A 25,576-nucleotide genomic window follows, 5' to 3' on the forward strand; every position below is an offset into this window, starting at 1 on the left:
CGTACCTTGGTATGCAGGTCCTTGGCCGGGAGCGTCGCGGGCCTTCCCATCTTCTCGGAAGCCGTCCGGGCTGCCTCCCAGCGCGTTGATGACAGTTTGCGGCCCCGTCATCGTCCCGTCATCGCAAAATCGCTGTGAAACCCTCATTACTCAACTTTTGACTATGCTTTTCCGAGCGGGGCGCGCGGGGGTGCGGGGGCCGTCCGACGACCGGGCGGCGAGGGCGGCGCGAAGGGACCCTCGCCCGCGCTCACTACCCGGGTTTACGCGCGGCTACTGCTTTTTTTGCGATGCCCCACTTGCGCAGTATCGTCGAATTACTGCGCTGCTTGCGATGCGGCGGATACCTGACGATCCCTATGATGGAATCAGATTTCAGGCGCGTTGAACCTCCCTCTGCGCCGTGCTGCACATGCCGCAGAGGGAGAGGATGCCGCTTGGGAGACCAGCGTGAAATCGCAACGATCCAAGGAGGAGCAATGGCAGATTACTATGGCACCGACACCGTCGTATCCGAACTTCGCGAGGACGGCCTGCTGATCATCCGCATCAACCGACCCGACGTGGCGAACGCCCTCAACGGCGAAACCTCCAAGGCCATGGAGAACATCATGAACAACGCCGAGCTTGATCCCGCGGTGCGCGCGATCATCGTCACCGGCACCGGCAAGGTGTTCTGCGCGGGCGAGGACCTCTCCGAGCTCAGCGAAGGCGGCGAGTGCCAGACCGTGACCGAGCACGGCTTCGGCGGCCTGACCGCGCGCCTGTGCTCCAAGCCGGTCATCGCGGCCTGCAACGGCTCCGCGGCCGGCGGCGGCATGGAGATCGCCCTGTCCTGCGACATGGTCGTGGCCTCCGAGCGCGCCAAGTTCGGCTGCACCGAAGTGGGTCTCGGCATCATCGCCTCCACGGGCGGCCTCGTGCGCCTCGCCCGCGACGTCAACCGCAAGGACTGCATGGAGCTGCTGCTCACCGGCAAGAAGATCTTGGCCCCCGAGGCGAAGGCGCTCGGCCTGATCAACTACGTCGTGCCGGCCGAGGAAGTCATGGACAAGGCCATCGAGCTGGCCGAGCAGTGCCTGAAGAACGCGCCTCTGGCCCTGAAGTGGACGAAGTACATCGTGCACGCCGCCGACCAGATGTCCGAAGAGGACGCCATGCGCTACAGCGACGCCGCGTACCGCTTCCTCGAGAAGACCGCCGACGGCATCGAGGGCCCGGCCGCCTTCGTCGAGAAGCGCACCCCGAACTGGCAGGGCAAGTAACTCCTCCTGGTCTTACCCTAACGCGGGCTTGCCGGATGCGTCCGGCAAGCCCGCCCTGAAGCCCCCGGACGCCTCCGGGGGCTTTTTTGCGGCGCGGGGAAGCGCGGGGACGGGACGCCTCCTCATTCCTCCAGCTCGCCGGTCAGGCGCTCCTTCCAGGTGAGCTTGCGCGGCGCGAAGGGGCTCGGCAGGGGCACGTCGGCGCCGATGGAGCGCAGGGCGATGTCCCACAGCGTGCGGCGGCCGCCGAAGAAAAGGTAGCGCTTCTCGAGCCCGGGCAGGGCCGCCTCGTCCACGGAGCCGGCGCGGGCGAACCCGTCGAGGATCGCGTCGCTCTCGCGCTTCGCCTTCGCCAAGCGACGGGCCACCACGGCGTTCGCCACGAACACGCCCACGGTGTAGGGCAGCACGAACGCCTTCACGAGCGCCACGAGGTCGTCGGCGCGGTAGTCGGCCAACGCCTGGGCCTTGTCGCCCACGAGGTCGGGATCGAGGACGTGCGCGAGCTGGCCGTCCCCGCCCGCAGCCGCCCAGCGCTGCACGTCGACGAGCCAGGCGCCCGCGAACACGATGGCCGCGCCCGAGAACGCCACGGCCGCGATGCCGAGCCCCTTGAACCAGCGCGCCACGCTGGCCATCCAGTAGTACGGCACCGTGTAGGCGTACAGCAGCAGGAGCACCGCGGCGAACACGATGGAGCCGCCGATGATCACGGCGTCCTGCCGCACGAAGTAGTCCGTGGCCGAGCTGAGGACGCGCTGGACGTCGTACACCCACGAGAAGCCGTCCGCGACGACCCCTTCGGCCGAGACGCCGAGGGTGCCCACGAGCGCCGTGAGCCACGACAGCAGCATGGCCGCCACGGCCACGATGACGAAGAACGCCGGCAGGGTGACCGCGACGCTGGCCAGGCCCCGGGCGAGGCCGCTGTCGAAGCGCAGCGCCAGGAAGTAGAACAGCAGGAAGCCTCCCAACAGCACGGCGGCGAAGCCGAGATACAGGGCGATCGAGCCCGACAGCTCCGCCTGCCCCGCGAACGCGAGCGCGAGCTTCGCCGCCAGCAGCACGACCGCGAGGCCTACGAGCGCGATGCAGCCGAGCACCCAGGCGCGCTGCAGCCGGTCGGCCTCGGTGCCGAGGTGCGCGGTGCCGTCCTCGTCGACGAGCCGCACGAAGTCGAGCCGGTGGATGCGCTGCGACACGCGCACGGCCTTCGCGCCGAAGGCGAGCGCGAGCGGCAGGAACAGCGCGAGCCCCGCGCCCGCCGGCAGCGCCAGGCAGAGGCCCGCGCACAGCGCGAGCGGCAGGCCCCAGCGGTAGCCCGTCGCGAACGGGCGCCGGGTCCAGGCGCGCAGGCGCGCGAAGGCGGCGCGCGCGCCGCGGGCGATATCGGGAAGCGGGTTCATCATGTATCCAGTGTATGGCGCGACGGCGCGGTGGACAAGCAACGGCTCCCCAACCGCCGCTCAAAAGGACATGCTACACTGACCGTGCCGAAGCGATCGACCGACGAGGAGGCCCCATGAGCGCCGTCATCTGCCTGCGCGACCATCCCGAACTGCTCGACGAGGCCGCGCGTTGGTTCTCGGAACGTTGGGCCGTGCCGTGCGCGGCCTACCGCGCCAGCATGGAGGAGTGCCTCGGCCGCCCCGACGGCACGGTGCAGTGGTACGCCGTGCGCGACGGCGAGGGCGTCATCGTCGCCGGCGCAGGCGTCATCGCCAACGACTTCCACGACCGCACCGACCTCTCCCCCAACCTCTGCGCGCTGTACGTGGAGCCCGCGCACCGCGGCCGCGGGCTCGCCCGCCGGCTGCTCGACTTCGCGCGGGCCGACCTGGGCGCGCGCGGCTGCGAGCGCCTGTACCTGATCACCGACCACGTGGGGCTGTACGAGCGCTGCGGTTGGGAATTCGTCTGCATGGCCGTCGACGACGAGGGCGCGCAGGTGCGCCTCTACGGCGCTGACGCGACGCGGTAGGCGATCACGCTCGAAGCGGCTTTCAGAACGCGTTTCCGACGCCGTTCCAGCGCGGTTCCGACGTGATTCCGACGCGGTTCCAGCGCGGTTCCAACGTTGCATAACACCTGGTAAACAGACGTTTGTCATCATCGTTACCGCGGGGCTCGCGTGGTACGCTCGCGCCATGAACACGTATCTCAGTCATACTTCGGCCCTTGAGTGGCTCGCCCGGACGCCCGAGAAGGCGCTCGCCCTCGCCGCGTCGGACCATCGGCGACGGCTCCCCCGTCGCAACGGAGCCGGCATTCCCTGCGCCGGCAAGGCGTCCCGCGCCGTCATCGACGGGTTCGCCGCCTCCGGGGTCGGATGCCTCGCCGTCCCCGTGCACGTCCTCGTGCCGAGCGACCGATGCCGCACGAGATGCGCCGCCGCGCGCTGCCATGTGCGATCCGGCGGATTTCCCGCGCACTCGTTCATCCCCGCGGCCGCGGATACGTTCTCGTCCTCCCCCGAGCTCGCCTTCGTCCAGATGGCGGAAACGCTCGACTCCCCCCGCCTCGTCAAGCTGGGAGACGAGCTGTGCGGCACCTACGGCATCGAAACCGTCGGCATCGTGGACTTCGACCGGGAGTCCCCCTTCACGACCGTCGAGCGCCTGGAGCGTTTCTTGCTCAAGGCGGAGCGCATGCCGGGGCTGGAAAAAGCCCGCAGGGCCGCACGCCGCATCGCGCCCGGATCGGCCTCGCCCATGGAGACGGCCGTCATCCTGCTGTTCTGCCTACCGCCCCGGCTCGGCGGGTACGGCCTGCCCCTCCCCGCGATGAACGGCAGGGCGAACCTGAAAAAGCAGGCCGGCCTCAAGCCCTCCGACAAGCGTTATCGCTGCGATCTGCTGTGGACCGACGCGGGCATCGCCGTCGAGTACGACAGCTTCCTGCATCACAGCAGCCGCACGGAGCTCGCCAACGACGCGAGGAGGAGAAACGACCTGCTCGCCAGGAACGTCACGGTGGTGTCGATAACGGGCAGAACGGTCTGGAACCTCATCGAGCTCGATCGGATCGCACGCCTGCTGGCAAAGCGCCTGGGCAAGAGGCTCGACGTGGGCGGAAGCGGCTGGCGAAAGGCTCAGCACGAGCTGCACGGGATGCTGACAGGCTCGTTCTTCAGCGAGCGCTGAGCCCCGCCCCGCAGCTCTTCAGCGCGATTTCCGTCGGCTTTGTGCGGGAAAATCGGGTTTTTGGCAATCTCGTCAGCGTGCCCCGCGAAGAGGGGAATTCTCCACCTGGGGTTTTGCCCGCGCGGCGCCCTGGAGAGAGCCGCTGTCCGCACGGAACGCCCGGCGGCGATTGCCAAAAACCCGATTTTCCCGCACATCGATGCGACCGAACGTGCACGGCGGTCGCGCGGCGCTTCCCCCTACGCCCTGCGCGGGCTCGCATCCCCCTCGTCGAGCGAGCTCGTCTCCAGAAGCGACTTGCCCTTCGTCTCGGGCGCCATGAACACCGACAGCACGAGGCCGAGGATCACGAGGCCCGCGGCGATCAGCATGGTGGGGCCCACGCCGTACGCGGCCAGGAACAGCGGCGTGCCGTACGTGGCGACGATGGTGCCGATGCGCGAGAACGCGATGGCGATGCCCACCGCCGAGGCGCGCACCTCGGTCGGGAACAGCTCGTTGGGATAGAGCCACTGCAGGATGCCCGGGCCGCCGCTGAAGAACGCGTACAGGCCGAACCCGAGGATGATCACGACGACGGGCGCGTTGGGGAACACGCCGAGGATGACGAGGCCCACGGCCATGAGCGCGAGCGAGCGGATGAGCAGCGGGCGCCGCCCCATCGAGTTCAGCCAGAACATGGCCGGGATGGAGCCGATGAGGAAGAACAGGCTGACCACGCTCTCGCCCAGGATGGCCTCGTGGCCCTGCCCCAGCCCGAAGGCCGTCATGATCTCGGGACCGAACGTGTAGATGGCGTACATGGGCACCACCTGGCACAGCGTCAGGATGCCCAGGAACACGATGCGCTTGGCGTAGCCGCCGGCGAACACCTTGCGCAGGCTGGTCTTCTCGCCCGGCTCCTCCAGCTCGAGCTCGACGCCCTCGCCGAAGACGCGCTTCATGACGGCGTCCGCCTCCTCGGTGCGGCCCTTCTGGGCCAGCCACATGGGCGACTCGGGGATGTCGTGGCGCCCGACCAGCAGGATAATGCAGGGAATGACGGCCGAGCCGAGCATCCATTGCCAGCCGTTGGGCACGCTGTAGAGGAAGTACCCCACGAACGCCGCCACGGTGGCGCCGAGGTACCAGGCGGCCGACACCATGCCCATCGAGATGGAGCGGTGCTGCTTGGGCGTGAACTCGGCGATGAGCGAGGTGGCGATGGGATAGTCGGCGCCCACGAACACGCCGATGAAGAAGCGCGCCAGCACGAGCTGGAGCGGATCGGAGCAGAACACGCTCAGGATGGAGAACACTCCGATGGCCACGATGTCGACGATGAACATCTTCTTGCGCCCAATGCGGTCGGTGAGGTAGCCGCCCGCGATCGTGCCCACGAAGATGCCCAGCAGAACCGACGCGCCGATGGCCGCGCTCCAGGCCTCGTCGAGGTTGAACAGCGGCGTGATCTGCGTGAGGGCGACGCCGATGAGCGAGAGCACGTAGCCGTCGAGGAACGAGCCGCCGCTCGAGAAGAACGTGATCTTGCGGAGGAAGGGCGTCATGGCGACGTCGTCCATGGTCTTCTTGGCCGACTTCTTCACCTTGTCGACCACGTCCTCGCCGATCTGCTTGGCGCTATCGGCGATCTCGCCCATCGGAGGGCTGGTCACCTGGGTCATCTGCTTTACGTTGTTCATGCTCTCGTCTCCTTCTGTGCCGGATGCTGGACGCCTGCGGCGTCGGCGCGCGAGGTTCCCCGCGACGCCTGGACGGAGCGCGGCGGGAGCGGCGACAGGCGCACGCTCCCCCGCGCTCGCGGACCTGCGGCTACGACCACTCGCAGATGCCGAAGTTCAGATGCGGCTTGGCGCCGGTCTCGTCGGCGTCGGCGTCGACGAGCTGGAAGCGGATCTCGTTGTCGCCCACCTTCCACATGCGGGTCTGCAGCGTGGTGCCCGGCAGCACCGGCGAGGTGATGCGGGTCTTGAAGCGCGTCATGCGCTCGGGCTCGCCCGGGAAGAACGAGCTGATGATGTGGCGCATCGTGAAGCCGCCGAGACTCACGCCGTGCGCGATGGGGCGCGCGAGGCCCGTCTGCTCGGTGTAGGCGAAGTCGATGTGCTGCTGGTGCCAGTCGCCCATGAGGCGGTAGATGAGCGGCATGTTGAGCGGCATGGTCTCCTCCACCACGGCGTCGGGTGCGCCTTCGGGCATCTCGACGATGTCCTTCGGGGGCTTGGGGCCTCCCCAACCGCCGTCGTAGATGCACACGTCCCACGTCTCGGTCTCGCACAAGAGCGTGCCGTCGGAGGAGTAGGAACGGCCCGTCTGCTTCGACAGGCAGCCGCGGCCCTCGCCGCGGTCGTACAGCGCGTCCTGGGTGACGAACGTCTCGATGCGGTCGTTCATCTTGAAGGGCGCGTGCAGCTTGATCTCGAAGCCGTAGTGCAGCGAGCCGTCGTAGTCGTAGCCGTAGTCCAGCGTGCGCGTCATCTCCTCGTGCACGGTCAGCGGCACGCCGAAGATGGGCAGCACCTTGAGGTCGGGGTGGGCGGCGTCCCCCTCGTTCACGTACTCGAGGTCGGTTTGGCCGTCGTAGCCGGCGTTGCAGCCGAGCGCGCAGATCTCGAGGTCCTTGAACGTGTACTCCCGCACGAACGGGCCGAACTCCTTGCCCACGATTTCAGTGCTGATTGCCATGGTCGTTCTCCTTTGTTCGGTCTTCGTTTTGCACGCCGGTCCAGCAAGGTCAGCGAGGGTTTCCGTGATGCCCGACCCCTTGCGCCGATCGCCAGATCACCGCAACAGCTTCTTCTCGATTTTCATGGAGCAGGTGCGCGGGAAGCTGTCCACGATCTCCACGAAGGAGGGCACCTTGAACCCGGCCATGTGCTCCTCGCAAAAGGCCAGCACGTCCTCCTCGGTGAGCTCGGCGCCCGAAACCGGCAGCACGAACGCCTTGACCGCCTGGTCGCGGATGGGATCGGGCACGCCGATGACGGCGGCTTCGGCGACGAGCGGATGGTCCACCAGCACGTTCTCGAGCTCGGTGGTGGAGATGTTCTCCCCCGCCCGCTTGATCATGTTCACCTTGCGGTCCACGAAGAAGAACCAGCCGTCCTCGTCCACGTAGCCCTTGTCGCCGGTCTTGAGCCAGCCGTCGGCGGTGAACGTGCGCGCCGTGGCCTCCTCGTCGTTGAAGTACTCCTTCATGATAGTGCGTCCGCGCACGCCGTGCACCTGGATCTCGCCCACCTCGTGCGGCTCGGCCTCCGTGCCGTCCTCGCGCATGATGCGCACCTCGTAGCCCATGCCCGCGCGTCCCACCGAGGGCCACCGGCGCGCGCCGGTGGGCGGGTCGGTGAGCACCCAGCCGATGGACTCGGTGGAGCCGTACGTGTTCATGAGCGACACGCCGAATCGCTCCTCGAAGGCCTCCTTCTCGGCGTCGGACACCGGCAGGAAGTAGAGGATCTCGCGCAGGGTGTGGTTGCGGTCGTCGGGATGGGCGGGCTGCAGCATGAGCGTGCGCAGCATCATGGCCACGCACTGCGTGACGGTGGCCTTGAACTCGCGGATCTGCGACCAGAAGCGGCTGGCGCTGTACTTCTCCACCACGATGAGCGTGGCGCCCACGGTGAGCACCGGCATGAGCGCGGCCAGCTGGAAGTTGGAATGGCAGGCCGGCATGGTGGTGAGCAGGCGGTCGTCGCGCGTGAGCGCCACCTCCCAGTCGCCGTACAAGCCGCTGAACAGGATGTTCGCATGGGTGAGCACGACGCCCTTCGGGCGCGACGTGGTGCCGCTCGTGAAGATGATCTCGGCCGGGTCGTCCGCGCAGAGCGGGCGCACCTCGTCGAGCCCGACCGCGGCGGCGGCGCGCATCCGCGAGAAGTCGTGCAGGTCCCCCTCGCGCCCGAGCGCGCTGCGGGCGGCCTCGACGCCCTCCACGCAGTCGTCCTCGGTGCGGGCCACGAGCACGCCCTTGGGCAGGTACGGGCCGCTCGCGCGCACGTCGCGGTACAGGTCGAGGAACTTCGGCTCCACGAGCGCGCAGGAGGCCTCGGTGCGCTCGAGCACGAACGCGGCCTCCTCCACGAGGTACTGCTCGTTCATAGGCACCATGACGGCGCCGATCTTCGCGAGCCCGAACAGGCACATCATGAACTCGGGGCACGTGCACAGCTGCACGGCCACGCGCTCGCCGGCACGCACGCCCAACGACAAGAACACGTTGGCCGTGCGGTTGATCTCCTCGTCGAACGCGCGGTACGTGTACGTGCTCGTCGAGCCCGTGCGATCGCGGAAGATGAGGAACTCGCGGTTCCCGCAGGCGGCCACGAGGCCGTCCCACAGGCTGCGCACCGTTTCGTTTCCCACGATGTCGGTCAATCGTCTCACCTTTTCCATCCATCGATCCCCTGGTTATCCGCACGATGCCGTCGTCGCGAGCGCGTGCCCGGCGAGGGCGGCATCGTGCGGATGCGCGGCAAGCGGCGGGCCGCGCATCCGCCGAGCCGCCGGCTCGGAATGCAGCTTCCGAACCGGCGGCCGAAGCAGGCTAGCCGATCTTCACGACGCCGGCCGCGGCCAGCTCGTCGATCTGCTCCTGCGTGTAGCCCAGCTTCGTCATGACGTCGACGGTGTCGCCGCCCTGGTTCGGCATCGGGCGCCAGATCTGGCCCGGGTTGTTCTTGAACTTCGGGAACACGCCGAGGCCGTGGAACGTCTCGCCGTCGACCGTCTCCCAGTCGACCCAGGTGTTGCGGAGCTTCAGGTGCTCCTCCTCGACGAGGTCCTCCATGTCGTTGACCACCTGAGCGGCGATGCGGTGCGCGGCGAAGTCGGCTTCGATGTCGTACTTGGAGTTCGCCAGGCAGTAGTCCTCGAACGCCTTCTGGATCTCGTCGGCGTGCGGGTTGGACAGCCACAGTCCCGAGGTGTCCTCGGGGATGTCCTCGGTGCCCCACAGATGGCCGAGGCCGATCGTCTCGAGGAAGTACTTGTTCTGGTCGACGCCGTACAGGCACACGCCCAGGAAGCCGTCCTTGCACTTGAACTCGCCGATGCCGCAGAGGTTCTGGTTGCGGGCGCCGGGACGGGGCCACTTGATGCCCTCGTTGAGGTAGTCGACGAGGTAGTACTGGCCGATGGCCAGCAGCGTCTCGTACATGGCCAGGTCGATGCTCTCGCCCTTGCCGGACTTCTCGGCCTTGTAGAGGGCCGCGAGCGCCGAGGAGGCGATCATGAGCGTGTTGAAGTAGTCGCCGGCGTAGGGTCCGGGGAGCATGGGCTGCTCCTCCGTGCCGTTCTGCATGATGATGCCGGAGTAGGCCATGACCGTCAGGTCGTACGCCGCGCGCTTGACCATCTTGGGGTCGCCCTCCTGGCCGAAGCCGGAGACGTGCACGATGACCATCTTGGGGTTGAGCTCCCACAGCACGTCGTCGGTGATGCCCTTGCGAGCCCACGTGCCGCCCTTGGAGGCCTCCATGAAGATGTCAGCGTCCTTCACGAGGTCGAAGAAGACCTTCTTGCCCTCTTCGGAGAAGTAGTTCAGGGCGACGGAGCGCTGGTTGCGGCGCTCGGCCTGCTTCACGTACGGGGTGTCGCGGATGGTGTCGCCCGCGCCCGTGTTCTCGAGCCAGACGACGTCGGCACCCCAGTCGGCCATGAGGTCGGCGGCCTTCGGGCACGCCAGCTCCACCGCTGCGTAGACGACCTTGACGCCGTCGAGGGGGCCGTACGAGGGCTTTTCGGTAGGAATTGCCATGTTGTTTCTCCTTGCTCGCATGAGTTTCATGAAGCGGGGGCGCAGGCCGCGCCCCCGCGGAGGTACGGGGACTCGTGCTTACTGCTTGTACTTGATGGAGGCGCCCTTGGACGTGGCGAGGATCATCATCTCGTCGGTGCCGCCCGAGACGCGGTCGACGCGCAGGTCGCGCCAGATGCGGTTGATGCGATGCTCGCTGGCCACGGCGATGCCGCCCATGATCTGCATGGCGTCGTCGACGACCTCGAAGGAGGCGTTGGCGCAGTAGTACTTGCACATGGCGGCCGCGGCCGGGTCGAAGTTGCCGTCGTTGTTGTCGGCGTTCCAAGCGGCTTCGTACAGCATGTTCTTCATGTTCGTCAGCTTGATGCACATGTCGGTGATCTTGATCTGGTTGAGCTGGAAGCGGCTGATCGGCTTGCCGAAGGCGATGCGGGTGTTCGCGTGCGCCATGGCGTCCTCGAACGCGCTGATGGCGGTGCCGTAGTCGCAGGCGCCCACGAGCCAGCGCTCGAAGTTGAAGTCGGACACGCCGCGCATGAAGCCGTTGCCCTCCTTGCCGAAGATGTCCTTCTCCTCAAGCTCCACGTTGTCCATGTAGACCTCGCAGCAGCTGTCCATGCGCAGGCCCAGCTTGGTCAGCGGGGAAAGCTTGACGCCCGGCTTGGACATGTCGAGGAAGAACTCGGTGAACACGCTGGGGTCCTCGGCGCTCTTCGCCATGATGACGAGGTACTTCACGCCCAGCGAGGAGGTGATGAACGTCTTGGTGCCGTTGAGGTAGATCTTGCCGTTCTCGCGCTTGTACGTGGTGGCCAGCGCGCCCACGTCGGAGCCGGCGCCCGGCTCGGTGCAGGCGGAGTTCCAGATCTGCTCGCCGGAGCCCAGCGTGGACATGACGGCCTCGATCTGCTCCTCGGTGCCCTCGCGGATGATGGTCTCGAAGCCCGGGAGCTGGTAGAGCACGTAGGTGGGGGCGCCGAAGCGGCCGAGCACCTCGTAGACGGCCATGAGCGTCACGCAGGGCTGCTCGAGGCCGAGGCCGCCGTGGCTCTCGGGGAGCATGATCTGGTCGAAGCCCAGCTCGCAGAGGCCCTTCACCCAGCGCAACGGGTACTCGTGCTTCTCGTCGCACTCGTGGAAGTAGGTCTCCCAGTTCTCGCTCTCCATGTACTCGCGGTAGCTATCGACGATCAGCTCCTGCTCGTCCGTCAACTTGAAATCCATGACGATCCTCCTTTTGGTGTTTGTGCAACGGGGGCTTTCCCCCGCTGTAGCCTTGATTGGTCTTCCGGCCGCGTGCCGGGCCTACAGCCCCAGCTGCTCGCGGTAGAAGGTCGCGCCGTGCTCGAGGGCGTCGTTGGCCGCATCGAGCATTTTGGTGTAGTGCAGAAACGCGTGGATGACGCCTTCGAACACCTCGTAGCGGACGGGGGTGCCGTACTGCTCGCAGATGGCCGCCAGCGTGGCGCTGTCGTCGCGCAGCGGGTCGAACTCCGCCGCCGCGATGTAGCAGGCCGGCAGGTCGCGCTCCAGGTCGTTCAGGAACAGGTTCGCGTACGGGTTGGTTTCCAGCTCGGCGGGGTCGTTCGCGTACATCTGCATGTAGAACTGCCAGTCGGCCTCGGTGAGACCGTCCCACGGGCCGCCCAGAAGGCGCATCGAGGACGAGTCGGTCAGGCCGAACCAGCCGTAGAACAGCAGGCAGCACTTCACGAACCCGCTGCCGCCCAACTCCTCGCGCAGGTACAGCGTGGCCGCGAGGCCCAGGTGCGCGCCGCCGGAGTCGCCGGCGAAGGACAGGCGCTCGCCGTCGATGCCGTGCCGGGCGCCCTGCTCGTGCAGGTACGCCGCCACGGCGGCCACTTCCTCCACCGCGCTCGGGAACTTCGCCTCGGGCGACAGCCGGTAGTCCACGGCCACCACCGCGACGCCGGCGTTCTGCGCCAGGATGCGGCAGACGCGATCGTGCGTGTCGAGGTTGCCCAGCACGAACCCGCCGCCGTGCACGTACACGATGGCCGGCGTGGCGGGCTCGCCCGCCGCACGGCCCGCGGCGGCCGCGGCGGTGGGATAGTAGTAGCGAACCGGGATGGGGCCGTGGGGGCCGTCGACCTCGGCGTCGAGCTGCTCGGCCATGACCGGGCCGCCTTCGGTCCAGTACGCGCGGCCCGCCACGTAGTTCTCGCGCATCAGCTCGAAACCCACGCTCGTGTCGTTCGCATCGCCCGCCAGCTCGTCCTCTTTGGCGAGGACCGCCTTCATCTGCGGGTTGATCTTGGACAGGACGTCGAGCTTGTTCATGATGCTTCCTTCCCGGTTCGCGTTCGTTGGTGAGAGGTTCGAGATGAGGGGACGCGGCTTGCAGCGGCACGTCCCCGCATTCGTTCGAGTGGAGCCTTACGCCTTGGCGGCCTCTTCTTCGACCTCGGCGACGGCATCCGTGGCACCGAAGTGCTTCTTGATGCTGCGGAGCAGCATGACGAGGGCCACGCAGCCGATGACGCCGAACATGATCTCGAAGCCGAAGATGCTCGAGAAGGCGGCCGTGCCCTGGGCGTCGATCATGCCGCCGTACCAGGTGTGGATGAACACGTCAGGCAGGAAGCCGATGACGGACAGCAGGCCGGAGGCGGTGCCGAAGATGGCCATGGGGATCTTGACCTCGGACAGCGGCGAGGAGCCGATGGAGAAGGCGCCGTAGGTGGTGAAGCCGAACACGACCACGAGGATGGAGGCCACCATCGCGCCGGAGGGATCCTGCGGGAAGAGGATGAAGCCGACGAGCACCGCGATGGACAGGATGAAGCCGCCCAGGATGGTCTTCGAGGGGCTCTTGATCTTCGTGGCGATGAAGCCGACGATCGGGCCGGCGATGAGGCCGATGCCGTAGGTGCGGATGAGGCCGACGATGTTCACGAGGTTGCCGTCGGCGTTGAAGCACTGCGTGAGGTACGGGGTGGTGTAGGTAGCGCCCTGGTACACGGCGTAGCAGGCGAAGTACGCGACGCAGGCCCAGATGACGCCGGGGTGCTTGATGGCCTGGACGGCCTCCTTGATGCTGAACAGCTTGGCGTCCTTGTTGATCTCGCCCTTGAAGTCGGGGATGAGGAAGAAGGAGACCACGCCGAGGATGGCGATGACGACGCCCAGGAAGATGAGCATGGCCTGCACGCCCGCCGAGCCGGAGATGGCGGCGATGATGCCGGCGTTGATGAGGCCGATGACGAGGCCGGTGACGCCGTAGATGGAGTAGCTGATGCCGATCTTGGAGGCGTACTCGTTCTCCTCGCAGCACAGGCGGATGACCTTGAAGCGCGTGCCCCACCACACGAGGATGGAGGTGACGCCCATGAGGACGAACAGGATCAGGCAGATCTGCACGGAAGGCAGCATCGCGTACACGAACACGAGCACGGCGGTGGCGAGGAAGCCGAAGCCGGCCAGCGAGCGCATGCGGAACTTGTCAGCCACGATGCCGGAGGGCAGGTAGCAGATCATGGCGGCGATGCCGTAGGCCGACACCATGAGGCCGAGGTCGGCGTTCGTGGCGCCGAGCGCCTGCATCAGCGGATCGTAGAACACGTTCTTCAGATACATCGGCGCGTAGATGATCGACGACCCCATCGAGATGAGTACGACGAGGGCCCACTTGTGGAGCGTGGTGAGCTCCTTGTAGGTGACCTCGCCCTTGCTCTTGGCAAGCAGTGACATCTTGTCTTCCTTTCTCCTTGTCTTCGCCCGGTCTCTCAGTCGGTCGCCGGCACGTTCATGGCGGCGACCGGCGGTGAACCGAGCCGTTGGGAGCATTCTGTTCTCAGACTGTGGTTTTGCCATCGCAAAATCGCCACTAATTACCCTAATACTTACTTTCTTGCGAGGCGTTACCGTAGAATTAGTGATAGATTTTCGCCGTGATGAGTACGGCATGGGCGCTGCGGGTTACCATGCGTTAGAGCAGTTCAACGACATCATCATCCATCGCTAACGGGAGATAGGAAGGGTGGTCTGCTTCATGACACTCCAAGCGGAAGCATCGTCAGAGCTCAAGACGGGGAAAGCGGGGGCGCTCACGGAATTCGCGGACCGCCCCGCGCTGAAGTACGTCGGTTTCGCGCTGCTCCTGGCGTGGCATTACGCGCTGTGGTTCGTCCCGCACATGTTCACGCAGACCGCGCTGCTCGACGAGCGCGTGACCACCTCCTGGCTCGTGAACCTGGGCGCCACCGTCGTGTTCCTGCTCCTGATCGCCTTCCTGCTGGGGCGCAAGCGCCACCTCTCGTCGTTCCGCTGGCTGTTCGTCGCCGCGCCCGGGCTCACGTGCGTCGCGACGCTGGCGCTGTGCCTGCTGCCGCAGGCGTTCACCGTGCCGGGCCTCGCCTACGCGCTGGCCTTCTTCCTCGGGGCCACCGAATCCGTCATGTGGATACTCTGGGGCGAGCGCTACGCCTGCGTGAAGGCGAACTTCTCGCTGCGCCACATCGGCACCACGTTCGGCCTGGCGCTGCTCGTCACCATCGCGCTGGCCTGGGTGCTGCCCACCTACGTGACGACGGTGTTCGTCTCGCTGCTGCCCATCGCCTCCGGCGCGCTGCTGGTGGCCGCCCGCCGCGACGGGGCGCACTGCTTCCCCGTGCTGCTGCCGAAGAGCACCGCGCAGGGCGGCCTCAAGAACATGGTGGTGGTGAGCGCCATCACGTTCCTGGCCAGCACGGCGTGTTACTTCCTCGTGGCCATCATCCCCTGGGAGGTGCTGCCCACCAAAGACCTCAGCTTCACGCTGGGCATCCTCGGCGGCGCCGTCATCATGCTGGGCATCGCGGGCATCAGCATGCTCTCGAAGGACAAGGCCAGCATATTCAAGATGTTCCCCTGGCTCATCGTGCTGCTGATCGCCGCGTTCGCGCTGTTCCTGGCCGATGAAGTCGCCTTCTTCCCCGCCTTCATCATGGCGACCGGCATCTCGTCGCTGCTGGAGATCCTCCTCATCATGTACTTCGGCATCCTCACGTCGAAGGGCTACGTGACGCCCGCCGTGGCGTTCGCCTTCTCCGGCGCGTTCGTGCGGGCGGGCATCGCGGTGGGCAACACCTGGGCCGTGGGCTACGAGCACGCGCCCGACCTGGCTCTGGCCATCACGCCCGAGACGTGCCTGGCCTTCATGTGCCTGCTGGCCGTGCTGCTGGTCCCGCTCGTGCGCCAGGAGTTCAACATCGTGGCGCTGACGGCGGCCCCGCCCACGAAGGCCGAGATCGACGAGATCTGCTCCGAGGTGGCCAAGGAGTTCAGCCTGTCGGGACGCGAGGCCGAGATCCTCGTGCTCATCGCGCGCGGCTACACCACGAACAACATGGCCGAGAAGCTGGTGATCTCGCCGTACACGGTGAACACCCACGTGCGGCACATCTACGAGAAGATGCAGATCCACAAGCGCAGCGAGCTGCTGAACTACCTCAACATGCAGCGCAGCGATTTCTAGGGGCGTCCGCGGCGCTCCCCGCCGCGGCCAACCGCTGGCCTCTAGCCGCGATCGCGCCGCCTCGCGATGCGGCGCGCCGCCAGCACGGCCGCGAGGCCGAGCAGGAGCGCCGCCCCGACCGCAAAGGGCGCCAGCAGCTCGGGCTTGAGGCCCTGCTCGCCGTCGCCCGCCGTGGGCACGCCCGTGACGAGCAGGCGGTGGGAGTTGATGCCGTAGGGCGTGCAGGTGAGCAGCGTGAGCTTGTCCTCCCCCGCCGTCGGCTGCAGCAGCGCCGTGTCGTCGGGCTCAACCACGTCCACGGACGCCACCTCGTAGGAGAACGTGCGGTCGAGCACCTTGACGCGGAAGACGTCCCCCACCTTCACGAACGACAGGTTCGTGAACAGCAGCTTGTCCGGAAGCCCCGTGTGCCCCGTGAGCACCGGGTGGATGGAGTCGCCGTCGATGGGCAGCGCCGTCGTGGCGATATGGCCCGCGCCCTTCTGCAGCACCTCGTCGCCCGTGCCATGGTACAGCGGCAGCTCGAGGCCGATGGAGGGCACCTCCACGTAGCCCATCATGCCGGTGCCGTCGGGGTCGAGCACCTCGAAGTAGCGGTCGAGCGGGGCGGTGACCTCCTCCACGGCGAAGGGGTCGCGCACCTCCGAGGCCGCGAGCTCCTCGTTGTAGGCGTAGGCCTGCGCCCACAGCTGCGCCAGCTCCTCGGGGCTGCGGCGGGCCACGGCGTCGTCGTAGGACGACACGGCGCTGTACGCGCCCAGCTGGTAGGCGACGTTCGTCACGATCGGGTACAGGATGCAGCCGATGCCGAGGACGAGCACGGCCCCGAAGAACCAGCGCGCGAGGCGGTGGCGGGCGCTCACGAGCGCTCCCCTGCCGCGCGCCTGCGCCGCCGCCTGCGCGCCGCGCGCACGGCGAAGGCGGCGGCCAGCGCCGCGGCGGCGGCCGTCGCGCCGACGAGCGGCCAGGGCACGGGCGCCGCGGCCGCGAGCGCCGCATCGTCGGGCAGGTCGCAGGGCGCGCCGCGCACGAGCAGGCGGTGCGAGTTCACGCCGTAGGGCGTGCAGGTGAGCAGCGTCACGTAGTCGTGCTCGCCGTCGACCCGGATGGACGACACGTCGTCGGGCTCCACCACGCTCACGTCGTCCACCGCGTAGGCGCGGCGCTCCCCCAGCACCTCGATGACGAACACATCGCCCTCCTTCAGCCGTTCGAGATCGGTGAACAGGCGCGCCGTGGGCAGGCCCGTGTGGCCCGTGAGGACGGCGTGCGTGCCCGCGCCGCCCACAGGCAGCGACGTCTGCGGGATGTGGCCCGCGCCGTGCGCGAGCACGTCGTCGGACGTGCCGTGGTAGATGGGCAGCGTGAGGCCGATGGACGGGATGCTCACCGTGCCCATGAGGCCGGTGCCGTCCACGTCGAGCACGTCGTCGTAGTTGTCGGGAACCGCGTAGCCGCTGTTCGCCACGAACGGGTCGTGCACGGGATCGCCGCGCAGGCTGTCGTTGTAGGCGCGCGCCTCGGCGAGCATCTGCCGGCGCACGTCGTCGGGCAGCGTCTGCACCGCCTCCTCGTAGTGGCTCACCGCGTCGTTGAACGAGCGCTCGTTGAGGTACGTGCCCACCACCGGGTACAGCACGAGGGCGATGCCCGCCAAAAGGCACGCCAGCATGAGGGCGCGGCGCACGCCCTCGCGCGCCCTCATGAGGAGGCGCGCCGCGCGCGATGCAGCGCGATCGCGATCGCGATGAGCACGAGGCCCAGCAGCGCGCCCGCGTACGGAGCGATCGCCGGCGCGCCGGCGAAGGGCAGGTCGTAGCGCGCCACGTTCACGAGGTACACGCCGCGCTCGACGGCGCCGCCCACGGTGATGGAGGTGGAGAACGCGGTGGGCAGCAGGCCGCCGTCGCCCTTGCGGGCCAGCAGCGTGCTCACGTCGATGCCGTAGCCGCCCGCGCCGGACAGCTCGATGGCCTGGAACGCCCATTGCCCCGTGGGCTTCTGGTAGCCGTCGGGCGCGCTCACCTCCACGAGCATGTACCAGGACGCCGGCGCCAGCTGCGTGAGCTTGACCTGGCCGAGCGTGTCGGCGCTCGAGGACGATTCGAACACGTAGGGCACGTTCGACGCGTCGCCCGGCGCGCCCACGGTGCCGTCGGCCGCGATGACGGGCGCCCACTGGGCCGAGGCCGTGGTGGCCAGGTCGATGGAGCCGCCGTTGATGGTGAGCGGGCCGAGGGCGACCGAGCCCACGTAGCGGTACAGGTTGAACTGCGCGCCGCCCAGCTTCACCGTGGCGCCGGTGCGCTGGTCGGCCCCCACCTTCGTGAACGTCACGTCCGCGTGCAGGCCGCGCCACACCACGGCGCTGCCCGTGCCCGCCACGGCCGCGAGGCCCGCGTTCGCGTTGTTGAAGAACAGCTGGAGGCCCACGACGGGCGTCGAGCCCGTGCGCGAGGCGAACTGCGCGCCGGCCGCGAGCAGCGTCGGGTCGGCCGACGTGATGCCGACGGCCGCCGTGGGAGCCAGGCCCGACGTGTCCACCGCGATGGCGTAGGAGGTGCCCGAGCGGGCCGCTTCCAGGTCGGACGCCTTCGGCGCGTCGGTCGACGAGCCCTTGACGGGACGCCCCACGTTGCCGGAGACGAGCGCGGCGCCGCTGAGCGTGACGAGCGGGGACGTGCCCGCGTAGGCGCCGAGCGCCACGCCGCCGACGTAGGCGCCCGCATAGGCTCCCCCGTCGTTGTTCTCGGCCGAAGCCGCGTTGTTCACGACGGAGCCGCCCGTCATGACGAGCCGCGCCGCAGGATCGACGTACACGCCGCCGCCCGTGCGCTTCGCCGTGTTGGCGCGCACCTCCGCGAGGCCCGACAGCGTCACCGTCGCCTGCGGGCCCGCGTACACGCCGCCGCCGAAGCGCCCGGACGCGTTCGAGGCGATCGAGCCGCCGCTCTGCGCGAAGGTCGCCGCCTCCACCGTCACGCCGCCGCCGTCGGCGGCCGTGCAGCCGGCGATGCTCGCGCCGACGGTCATGCGCAGGGTTGCTCCGCCGGCGGCGAGCACCGCGCCGCCCGGGCCGGAGGCGTTGTAGGCGTTGCGCAGCGCGGCGCCGGCCCCCACCGTCAGGGACGAGGAGGCGCCCGACACCTCGAACAGCGCGTGGTCGGCCGCGATGCCCGTGCCGTCCTGGGCCTGGCGCACCGTGCAGCCGCCGTCCACGACGAGGTTCGTCACGCTCAGGCCCCCGGCCACCGAGAACCACGAGGAGACGGAGCCCGACGCCGTGCGCGTGAGCGTGGCCGCGAGCGACCCGGTGGACGGGACGGAGCCCAGCCACCCGCTCGCGCCCGGGACGGTCTGCACGAGCGGCGCCGTGGTCAGCGCGACGCCGCTGGCGCCCGCCGCCAGCGCCACGCCGCCGTCGGCGGGCTTGCTGGAGGCCGCGAAGTCGACGATGGGCGCGTCGCGCAGCATCTCGATGCGGTCGTTCGACTGCGCCGCGCGGAACGCGTCGTAGAGCGTCGTGTACGATTGGAAGAACGCGTCGGGCACGCCGTCGCCGTTCGTGTCGCGGATGATCTGGCACACGCGCGGCGGCGTCTGCCACACGGCGTACAGCACCATATGCCCGTTCTTCAGCGGGTCGAGCGACGCATCGTAGGACAGCGTCGCCCCGGGCTGGTACTGCGCCGTCGTCGCCGTGGGCGACGAGGCCCACCCCTTGAACGTGTAGCCGCTCACCGCCATGGTGCCCTGGTCGAGCAGCGTGGCCGCGCCGCCCGTGCGGGGGTACGCGTTCGCCATGCCGCCCACGCCGTCGAAGGGCGCCGTTCCCGCGAGCGTGGTGCCCGCAGGCGCGTTGGCGCGGTAGTCCACCACGAAGCCGCTCGCCCACACGAGCTGCGTGCCGCTGGCCGCCGCGACGAGCGTGGGGTCCACGTCGTTCGCGAAGGGGCCCAGGTTCGCCGAGGCTTGGAACACGGAGCCGAACGTGGCGCCGCTCACGTTGAGCGTCGCCAGCCCGTCGGACACGAGGACGCCCACCTTCGACCCGTTCACGAACGCGCCGCTCACGGAGATGCGCGCGGAAGGGTAGAACGCGTTCGTCCACACGTTGGACGCGATGCTCGCCACGCCCTGCGTGTTCGCGCGCACGATGCTCGGCGCGACGATCTTGCCGGTGAGGATGCTCGTCTTGTAATAGGTGGGGTTCGTGAAGCCGCCGTTGCCGGACGCGGGGTAGTTGAACACGAGGCCGCGCGGGGCGCTCGCCGTTCCTCCCGCGAACCCGTACAGGGCCACGCCGCCGCCCCCGAGCCCCGCGTGGTTGCCCGTCACCGTGCCGCCGTACCAGAACAGGTCGTTGTACATGTCCTGCATGATGCCGCCGCCGTACATATCCGCCGTGCAGTTCGTGACGGAGCAGTTGTACATCGTGGTGGACCCGCTGTACAGGTACATGCCGCCGCCGAACGCGCCGGCCGTGCAGCCGTCGATGCGCACGCTCTCGATGCTCGACCCGGCGCCGATGCTCAAGCCGCCCGCGATCTTGCCCGAGGTGCAGTTCGAGATGGACGGGCCGCCGCTCAGGTCGGCCGAGCCGTCGAGGCAGAACACCGACGTGCCGTAGTTCGACACGGCGCCGCCCTCGCTGTACGTGGAGCACCCCGCGATGCGCGAGCCGTCGGCCAGCACGACGAGGCCGTTGAACGCGCCGCAGATGGCGCCGCCGCCCACGCCGTAGCGCTCGAAATCGCCGTAGGAGCCCAGCGTGATGGCGCGCAGCGTGCCCACGTCCGTGGTCGAGCAGTTCTGGATGGTGCCGGACAGCGTGACGGTGTCGTACACCTTGTCCACCACCTGGGCGGCCGAGGTCAGCGGCGCGTTGCCCGCGCCCACCCACAGGTTGTCGCCCTCGCCGTAGCCATCCGCCTCGCTCCAGTAGAACACGCCGCCTCCCGCGATGGCCGAGCAGTTCGAGATGGTGCCGCTGATGGAGGTGCGGCAGTCCACGGCCGCGGCCGTCGTGCACCCATAGTCGTAGAGGTACGCGCCGCCGCCTCCGGCGTAGAAGTTGGCCGCGGTGATGTTCACGCTGCTCACCACGTTGCACGCGTCGATGGTGCCGGCGATGTCCACCTTGCAGTTGTTGGCGAACAGCCCGCCGCCGCCCTGGCGCGTGCCCGTCGGGTCGAACAGCAGGCCGAGCGTGCTGCGGTACGTGAGGTCCGACGAGCGCACGGCGGCGCCCGCCTGGATGCTGACCACGGCGTCGGCGGCATGGATGGCGCCGCCGCCCGACAGCGAGGCGTTCGCGGTGAGCTGCGTGTCGCAGTCGACGATGGACGAGCCGCCCTGCATGGTGAACGAGGCGCGGTTCGACGAGGAGGGCGTCGTGCCCGTGCCGGGCGTGCGGTTCGCGAGGACGCTGACGGCCGCGCCGCCCGCATGGGCGCCCGAGGTGACGAGGCGACAGCCCTGGATGGTGCTGCCCGCCTGCATGGTGAGGGCCGCGCCGTTGGCGTTCACGCGGAACGCGCCCGCCGTGCCCGAGCTGTACCAGTTGCGCACGGTCGTGCCTGACGAAAGCGTGACCTGGGAGTTCGTGCCCGTCGCCTCGACCACCCGATGGTCGACCGACGTGGATGCGCCGTCGAACACGATGTTCGAGAACGTGATGGACCCGGTGTTCACGGTGAACAGCGTGGCGGCGGTCGAGCCGGTGACCACGGCGGGCGCGCTCTGCGCCGGATCGGTGGTCACGACGACGTTCTTGGCACCCACCGCGGCCGTCGTGGCGGCGGCGAGGTTGCCGATGACGGCCACCGTGGTCGCGGCCGACGCGGAGGCCTTCTGCACCGCGGCCTGCAAGGTGGCGAACGGCTTCGCGTGCGTGCCGTCGCCCGTCAGGTCGCTGCCCGACGCAGACACGTACAAGGTGTCGCCGGTTGCGCGCGGCTCGGCCTGCGAGGCGGCGGCCGCGTCGGCGGCGTCGTCGGCGGGCTCGTCCGCATCCGGCGCGACCGCAGGTTCGTCGGCGGCATCGTCGGCGGACGCGGAGGGCGCGGAGGGCTGCGCTCCGTCGGCGGGCTCGTCCGTCGGCGGGAGCTCGTCGGAGGGCCGCCCGTCGGCGGAGGCGTCCGTCTCGGGCGCGGGCGCAGGATCGGGCCGGTCGGCATCGGGGGCGGACGCGGCGGGCACCTCCGCGCGGCCGTCGGCGGCGCCGACGGACGCGGAGCCGGCGCCGATGGAGGGGAACAGCGTGAGCGCCAGCAGGGCGCACAGCAGCACGCGCCATGCCGCGCGCAGCGGGCGGGCCGGACGTCGCCGGTCGTCGAGCTTCTTCATGGGGCCGTTCCTCCTATCGATCGTCCGTACGTTCGCCGCGCCGCCGCAGGCGGCGCACCATCCCCGCGCCCGCGAGCGCGACGACGGCGGCGAGGGCGGCGGCGAGCAGCCAGCCCGCATCGCCCGTCTTCGCCAGCGCGCCGCCCACGGCGCTCCCCGCCCGATCGAGGGGCGTTTCGAGGCGGTTCGCCACCGCCACGCGCACCTCGGCCGCCGCCGGGTCGGCGGGGATGTCGACGGCCGCGGGCTCGGCAAGGCGCACGCAGGCCCGCTGCCGACCCTCGGCGTCCTCGTAGGAGGGCGCCTGCGTCTCCACGAGCCAGCAGGTGCCCGCGCCGAGGCCGCCGAGGGACGCCGCGCCGTCCGCGTCGGTGACGAGCTGCACGTCCTGCAGCACGCCGTCCACCGTCCGGGCGATGAAGTGTCCGGCCAGCGCGTCGGCGCGCGAGCGCGCCACCTTGAACGTCGCGCCGGAGAGCTTCTCCCCCGTTTCCTCGAGGTGCTTGTCGATGCGCACGCCTCCCGTGGTGATGCGCGGGTGCGCCGGGTTCGCGGGGTCGGGCACGCCTCCGGGGATGACCTCGGCCCCGGTCGGCGCGCCCGAGGCGGCCGTGAACGACACCGCGGCGTTGTTGTAGATGGCGCCCGGCTCGTCGTAGGCGGCCTCGTTCACCCGCGTGGTCACCGCGATGACGAGGTTGGCCGCGCCGGCATCGGCGATGCGCCGCAGCGCCTCGTCGGTGAAGGTCCACGATACCGTGCGCCCCTGCTCGTCGTACGCCTCCTCGTAGTCCGCGCCGGGCACGAGCGCCGTCGCGCTCGGCTGGCCCGTCGCGTCGACGAGCGACACCTGCGCGCCGGGCACGTCGTCGAGCCGGGCGTCCAGGATATCGCGCACCTGCAAGCCGCGCCCGTAGCGCACCGAGCCGTCGGCCGCGACGAGCTTGAGCTCGGCGGGGACGGGCACCGTAATGCGCCAGCGCGCCTCGTCGCCCACGCCGTACACGGCGTCCGGGTCGTCCGCCGCCTTGGCGATGGACGCCGCCACGTACGATTTCGGGTAGACGTGCACGTCCCAGCGCGCGTCGCCGCCAACCGCGCCCTGCATGGGCACGGCCACGAGCAGCTTCTTCTGCGCGGGCTGCACGCCGGCGACGTCGCCCTGCACGAGCAGGTACACGCCGCGCGGCAGATCGCGGAACGCGAGCACGCCCTGCGCGTCGGTCGTGCCCGTGCGCGAGTCGAACGACGCCAGCGGCGGCGAGTCGACGTCCACCGCAGGCTCGAAGCCGTTCGCCGCCTCGGGGTCGGTCGAGAGCTGGTACAACGTGAGGGGCACGTCGGCCAACGGCAGGGCGTCCTTCGGCAGCACGGGGTCCTCGTCGCCGTTTCCCGGGTTCGTGCCGCCCAGCTGCGAGCGGTACTCGTGCACGACGATGGAGCCGGTGCGCGCCGCGTCGGCGCCGGCGTCGGCGAACGCCGGGTCGCCCGCGCCCGCGAGCGCCGCGGCGCAGAGGGCGAGCGCGGCGGCGAGCGCCGTCGCGGCGGCTGCGGCGCGCAGGTTCGCGCGCATCGCGCGTTCGCTCGTTCGTTTCACCCGATCACACCTCGCTCTTCCCTGCTCGCCGTGCGGCGGGGCCTCCGCTCGAGGCCCCGCCGCATCCGTTGCCTTTACGATTGGTCGTGCTGGTCGCGCCTGCGCGAGCGCACGAAGTACGTCACCGCGGCGCCGATGAGCACGGCGCCCACGATGCCGAAGATCAGCGCGCCCGTGCCGCCCGTGTTCGGCAGCGCGAAGTTGCCGCCGCCCTCCTGGCCGTCGCGCGTGTTGACGAGGGACAGCGGGCCGCCCACCACCGTGGTGGTCACCTTGGCGTCGGCCGTGGCCTTCACGATCTGCAGCGTCACCTTCTGGGGGGCCTGCAGGATGCGGTAGCCGTTCGGCGCCTTCGTCTCGCACATCCACAGCTCCACGTTCTGCACGGTGCCCAGGTTGGCGCGCGCGGCCGTCACGGCCTGCTCGATGGCCGTGTAGGCCGTGCCGCCCGAGGTGAGGTTGTCGAAGCTCAGGCCCGAGAACACGGCCTTGCCGTCGGCGAGGTTCGTCGTGGCCTGCAGATCGGCGGTGGCGGTGGCGTTCTTGAGGAACGTGCCCGCGACCGCGTTGTCGTAGGACGTGGCCAGCTTGAACGTGGCCGTGTCGGAGAGGATGGCGTTGCCCTCGGCGTCGACCTTGAGGAACTGGAAGCCGATGAGCGGGATGGCGACGGTCGTGCTCGCCTTGGTGTCGATGGTCGTGGTGCCGAGCGCGTCGATGACGGTGACCGCCGCGGTGTTCTGGATGATCGGCAGCCCGTTGGCGTCGACGCCCGCGTTGAAGGCGTTGTCGTTCACCGTGGCGTTCACGCGGATGAGGATCTTGCCGATCTGCTTCGCCGGCGTGGCGGTGTTCGCCACGTTGATGACGTTGATGGCCTGGGCGATGGCCGGCGTGATGGTCCAGGTGGCCTGCCCGTTCGTGGCCGAGGTGTCGGAGAAGCCGATGTCGCCGGGGGTCAGCACGTTCTCGGTGCCGTCCTGGGCGAGCGCCACCACCGAGTAGTCGTTCTTGATGGTGATGGTGGGCTGGCCTGCGGCGTTCTTGGGAAGCATGTCGACGATGGTGCCCTTGAGGCAGTTCGCGGGATCGGTGAAGATCTTGGAGGCCTCGGGGATCATGAACGCGATCTGGTAGCTCAGCGTGTCGCCGGGCTTCACGAGGTCGGGCTCGTCGATGACGGTCTTCTCGACCTCTTCCTTGCTCACGTTCTTGGGATACACGTGCACGTCCTTGAGGTACGTGGTGGACCCGCCGCTCGCCTGCTGCGCGTAGGGCAGCGTGATGATGGAGGGCACGCTCGTCTCGACGTTCGCGCCGCCCGCGTTCGTCTCGACGAGCAGGTAGTAGCCGAACGACAGGCTGCCGAACACGGCCGTGCCATCGGCGCCGGTGGTCTTGACGACCGGCGTGGAGCTCGCGGACTTGTACAGCGTGAGGAACGCCGCCACGCCGTCGGCCGACGGGGCTGCGCTTGCGGCCGCCGTGCCGGCGACCGAGCCCTCTACCTTGGCGGAGTCGAGCTTGTACAGCGTGAAGTCCACGCCCGACATCGGCTCGGCGCCGGTGGGCACGTTGCCCGCGTCGGCCGTCGACCCGGTGCCGGGCTCGGACGAAGCCGCGGGGGTCTTGTACTTGTGCACCGTGATCGATGCGGTGCCGTCGTCGGTCAGGCCGCCGTTGTTCAGCGCGAACGCCGGCGTGGCGCCCAGCGCCATCGACGCGGCGAGCGCGAGGGCCACGGCTGCGGCCATCACCCTTCCCGACAGCCCAGATAACCTCTGTTCCATCTGTCTTCCTTTCATACCGGTGGGGACGGGTCGATCCCGTCTCGTATTCCGCTCCGCGCCGACGATTGCGCCGCGAGGCTCGCGATCCCGCGTTCCGTGCCGGAAGCGATTGCGCTGCAAGAGGGTATGAGCTCGCAGCCAGATAGGAGGACGGCTGGGCTCGTGACCGCAGCATAAGCCCTACCTGCCCGGTGAA

General features: G+C 69.0%; 17 protein-coding genes. 4 read left to right on the plus strand and 13 right to left on the minus strand.

All coding sequences use genetic code 11. The features are described from left to right. Positions 1-479 precede the first annotated feature (479 nt). Complete coding sequence (locus GS424_RS10330; protein ID WP_160942284.1) at positions 480-1,265, plus strand: enoyl-CoA hydratase/isomerase family protein; 786 nt, start codon at positions 480-482, stop codon at positions 1,263-1,265. A gap of 122 nt (positions 1,266-1,387) precedes the next feature. On the opposite strand, the gene GS424_RS10335 is transcribed toward GS424_RS10330, so the two are convergent. After that, positions 1,388-2,674: a hypothetical protein gene (locus GS424_RS10335; protein ID WP_160942283.1), complete on the minus strand. Its 1,287-nt coding sequence runs from the start codon at positions 2,672-2,674 to the stop codon at positions 1,388-1,390. A 113-nt stretch (positions 2,675-2,787) separates the two neighbouring features. Here GS424_RS10335 and GS424_RS10340 point away from each other — a divergent pair, with 113 nt between their 5' ends. Together GS424_RS10340 and GS424_RS10345 are read left to right on the plus strand one after the other, a co-directional pair. Continuing rightward, on the plus strand, positions 2,788-3,246 hold the full coding sequence (locus GS424_RS10340; protein ID WP_160942282.1) for a GNAT family N-acetyltransferase: 459 nt from the start codon (positions 2,788-2,790) through the stop codon (positions 3,244-3,246). Positions 3,247-3,412: 166 nt separating this feature from the next. Further along, complete coding sequence (locus tag GS424_RS10345) at positions 3,413-4,408, plus strand: hypothetical protein (RefSeq protein WP_160942281.1); 996 nt, start codon at positions 3,413-3,415, stop codon at positions 4,406-4,408. 239 nt (positions 4,409-4,647) lie between these two features. Here GS424_RS10345 and GS424_RS10350 read toward each other — a convergent pair whose 3' ends face one another. The 7 genes from GS424_RS10350 to GS424_RS10380 all read right to left on the minus strand — a co-directional run bounded on the left by GS424_RS10350 (position 4,648) and on the right by GS424_RS10380 (position 13,880). Beyond that, on the minus strand, positions 4,648-6,090 hold the full coding sequence (locus GS424_RS10350) for an MFS transporter (RefSeq protein ID WP_160942280.1): 1,443 nt from the start codon (positions 6,088-6,090) through the stop codon (positions 4,648-4,650). Positions 6,091-6,220: 130 nt separating this feature from the next. Further along, the gene (locus GS424_RS10355) at positions 6,221-7,093 is read right to left on the minus strand and encodes a MaoC/PaaZ C-terminal domain-containing protein (protein WP_160942279.1); all 873 of its coding nucleotides are present in this window, start codon (positions 7,091-7,093) and stop codon (positions 6,221-6,223) included. Between the two features lie 96 nt (positions 7,094-7,189). Next, positions 7,190-8,803 carry a crotonobetaine/carnitine-CoA ligase gene (gene caiC / locus GS424_RS10360; protein WP_244977514.1) on the minus strand — a complete coding sequence of 538 codons (1,614 nt, stop codon included), beginning with the start codon at positions 8,801-8,803 and terminating at the stop codon, positions 7,190-7,192. A 151-nt stretch (positions 8,804-8,954) separates the two neighbouring features. After that, positions 8,955-10,166, minus strand: coding sequence for an L-carnitine CoA-transferase (gene caiB / locus GS424_RS10365; protein ID WP_154332189.1), 1,212 nt, complete (start codon positions 10,164-10,166; stop codon positions 8,955-8,957). Between the two features lie 78 nt (positions 10,167-10,244). After that, positions 10,245-11,393: a crotonobetainyl-CoA dehydrogenase gene (gene caiA / locus GS424_RS10370; RefSeq protein WP_160942278.1), complete on the minus strand. Its 1,149-nt coding sequence runs from the start codon at positions 11,391-11,393 to the stop codon at positions 10,245-10,247. Positions 11,394-11,474: 81 nt separating this feature from the next. After that, positions 11,475-12,470 (minus strand): acetyl esterase, encoded by a 996-nt coding sequence (aes, locus tag GS424_RS10375; RefSeq protein WP_160942277.1) that lies wholly within the window; start codon positions 12,468-12,470, stop codon positions 11,475-11,477. A 96-nt stretch (positions 12,471-12,566) separates the two neighbouring features. Continuing rightward, positions 12,567-13,880 carry an MFS transporter gene (locus GS424_RS10380; RefSeq protein ID WP_160942276.1) on the minus strand — a complete coding sequence of 438 codons (1,314 nt, stop codon included), beginning with the start codon at positions 13,878-13,880 and terminating at the stop codon, positions 12,567-12,569. Between the two features lie 301 nt (positions 13,881-14,181). Between GS424_RS10380 and GS424_RS10385 the strand changes: the two genes are divergently transcribed. Beyond that, positions 14,182-15,645, plus strand: coding sequence for a helix-turn-helix transcriptional regulator (locus GS424_RS10385; RefSeq protein WP_160942275.1), 1,464 nt, complete (start codon positions 14,182-14,184; stop codon positions 15,643-15,645). Positions 15,646-15,686: 41 nt separating this feature from the next. Here GS424_RS10385 and GS424_RS10390 read toward each other — a convergent pair whose 3' ends face one another. The 5 genes from GS424_RS10390 to GS424_RS10410 all read right to left on the minus strand — a co-directional run bounded on the left by GS424_RS10390 (position 15,687) and on the right by GS424_RS10410 (position 25,380). Then, positions 15,687-16,508 (minus strand): class C sortase, encoded by an 822-nt coding sequence (locus GS424_RS10390; RefSeq protein ID WP_160942274.1) that lies wholly within the window; start codon positions 16,506-16,508, stop codon positions 15,687-15,689. Further along, entirely contained in the window at positions 16,505-17,350 is an 846-nt protein-coding gene (locus tag GS424_RS10395) for a class C sortase (protein ID WP_160942273.1), read from the minus strand. Before GS424_RS10395 ends, GS424_RS10390 begins: the two co-directional genes overlap by 4 nt. Continuing rightward, positions 17,347-21,993, minus strand: coding sequence for a SpaA isopeptide-forming pilin-related protein (locus GS424_RS10400; RefSeq protein ID WP_160942272.1), 4,647 nt, complete (start codon positions 21,991-21,993; stop codon positions 17,347-17,349). The genes GS424_RS10395 and GS424_RS10400 overlap by 4 nt, the downstream gene beginning before the upstream one ends. Positions 21,994-22,006: 13 nt before the next feature. Next, positions 22,007-23,590, minus strand: a complete 1,584-nt coding sequence (locus tag GS424_RS10405; RefSeq protein WP_160942271.1) for a SpaH/EbpB family LPXTG-anchored major pilin — start codon at positions 23,588-23,590, stop codon at positions 22,007-22,009. A gap of 74 nt (positions 23,591-23,664) precedes the next feature. Next, a complete protein-coding gene (locus tag GS424_RS10410; RefSeq protein ID WP_160942270.1) occupies positions 23,665-25,380 on the minus strand; it encodes a SpaH/EbpB family LPXTG-anchored major pilin in 1,716 nt (571 codons plus the stop codon). Between the last annotated feature and the right edge of the window lie 196 nt (positions 25,381-25,576).

The organism is Eggerthella guodeyinii, from assembly GCF_009834925.2.
Taxonomy (GTDB): Bacteria; Actinomycetota; Coriobacteriia; order Coriobacteriales; family Eggerthellaceae; genus Eggerthella; species Eggerthella guodeyinii.

What these genes read in the sequence shown, in the direction of transcription:
- caiC (WP_244977514.1), bottom strand. Translation starts at nt 8,803, where the DNA reads ATGGAAAAGGTGAGACGATTGACCGACATCGTGGGAAACGAAACGGTG.
- GS424_RS10350 (WP_160942280.1), bottom strand. Translation starts at nt 6,090, where the DNA reads ATGAACAACGTAAAGCAGATGACCCAGGTGACCAGCCCTCCGATGGGC.
- GS424_RS10385 (WP_160942275.1), top strand. Translation starts at nt 14,182, where the DNA reads ATGACACTCCAAGCGGAAGCATCGTCAGAGCTCAAGACGGGGAAAGCG.
- GS424_RS10330 (WP_160942284.1), top strand. Translation starts at nt 480, where the DNA reads ATGGCAGATTACTATGGCACCGACACCGTCGTATCCGAACTTCGCGAG.
- caiA (WP_160942278.1), bottom strand. Translation starts at nt 11,393, where the DNA reads ATGGATTTCAAGTTGACGGACGAGCAGGAGCTGATCGTCGATAGCTAC.
- GS424_RS10395 (WP_160942273.1), bottom strand. Translation starts at nt 17,350, where the DNA reads ATGAGGGCGCGCGAGGGCGTGCGCCGCGCCCTCATGCTGGCGTGCCTT.
- GS424_RS10355 (WP_160942279.1), bottom strand. Translation starts at nt 7,093, where the DNA reads ATGGCAATCAGCACTGAAATCGTGGGCAAGGAGTTCGGCCCGTTCGTG.
- GS424_RS10340 (WP_160942282.1), top strand. Translation starts at nt 2,788, where the DNA reads ATGAGCGCCGTCATCTGCCTGCGCGACCATCCCGAACTGCTCGACGAG.
- aes (WP_160942277.1), bottom strand. Translation starts at nt 12,470, where the DNA reads ATGAACAAGCTCGACGTCCTGTCCAAGATCAACCCGCAGATGAAGGCG.
- caiB (WP_154332189.1), bottom strand. Translation starts at nt 10,166, where the DNA reads ATGGCAATTCCTACCGAAAAGCCCTCGTACGGCCCCCTCGACGGCGTC.
- GS424_RS10380 (WP_160942276.1), bottom strand. Translation starts at nt 13,880, where the DNA reads ATGTCACTGCTTGCCAAGAGCAAGGGCGAGGTCACCTACAAGGAGCTC.
- GS424_RS10400 (WP_160942272.1), bottom strand. Translation starts at nt 21,993, where the DNA reads ATGAAGAAGCTCGACGACCGGCGACGTCCGGCCCGCCCGCTGCGCGCG.
- GS424_RS10335 (WP_160942283.1), bottom strand. Translation starts at nt 2,674, where the DNA reads ATGATGAACCCGCTTCCCGATATCGCCCGCGGCGCGCGCGCCGCCTTC.
- GS424_RS10345 (WP_160942281.1), top strand. Translation starts at nt 3,413, where the DNA reads ATGAACACGTATCTCAGTCATACTTCGGCCCTTGAGTGGCTCGCCCGG.
- GS424_RS10410 (WP_160942270.1), bottom strand. Translation starts at nt 25,380, where the DNA reads ATGGAACAGAGGTTATCTGGGCTGTCGGGAAGGGTGATGGCCGCAGCC.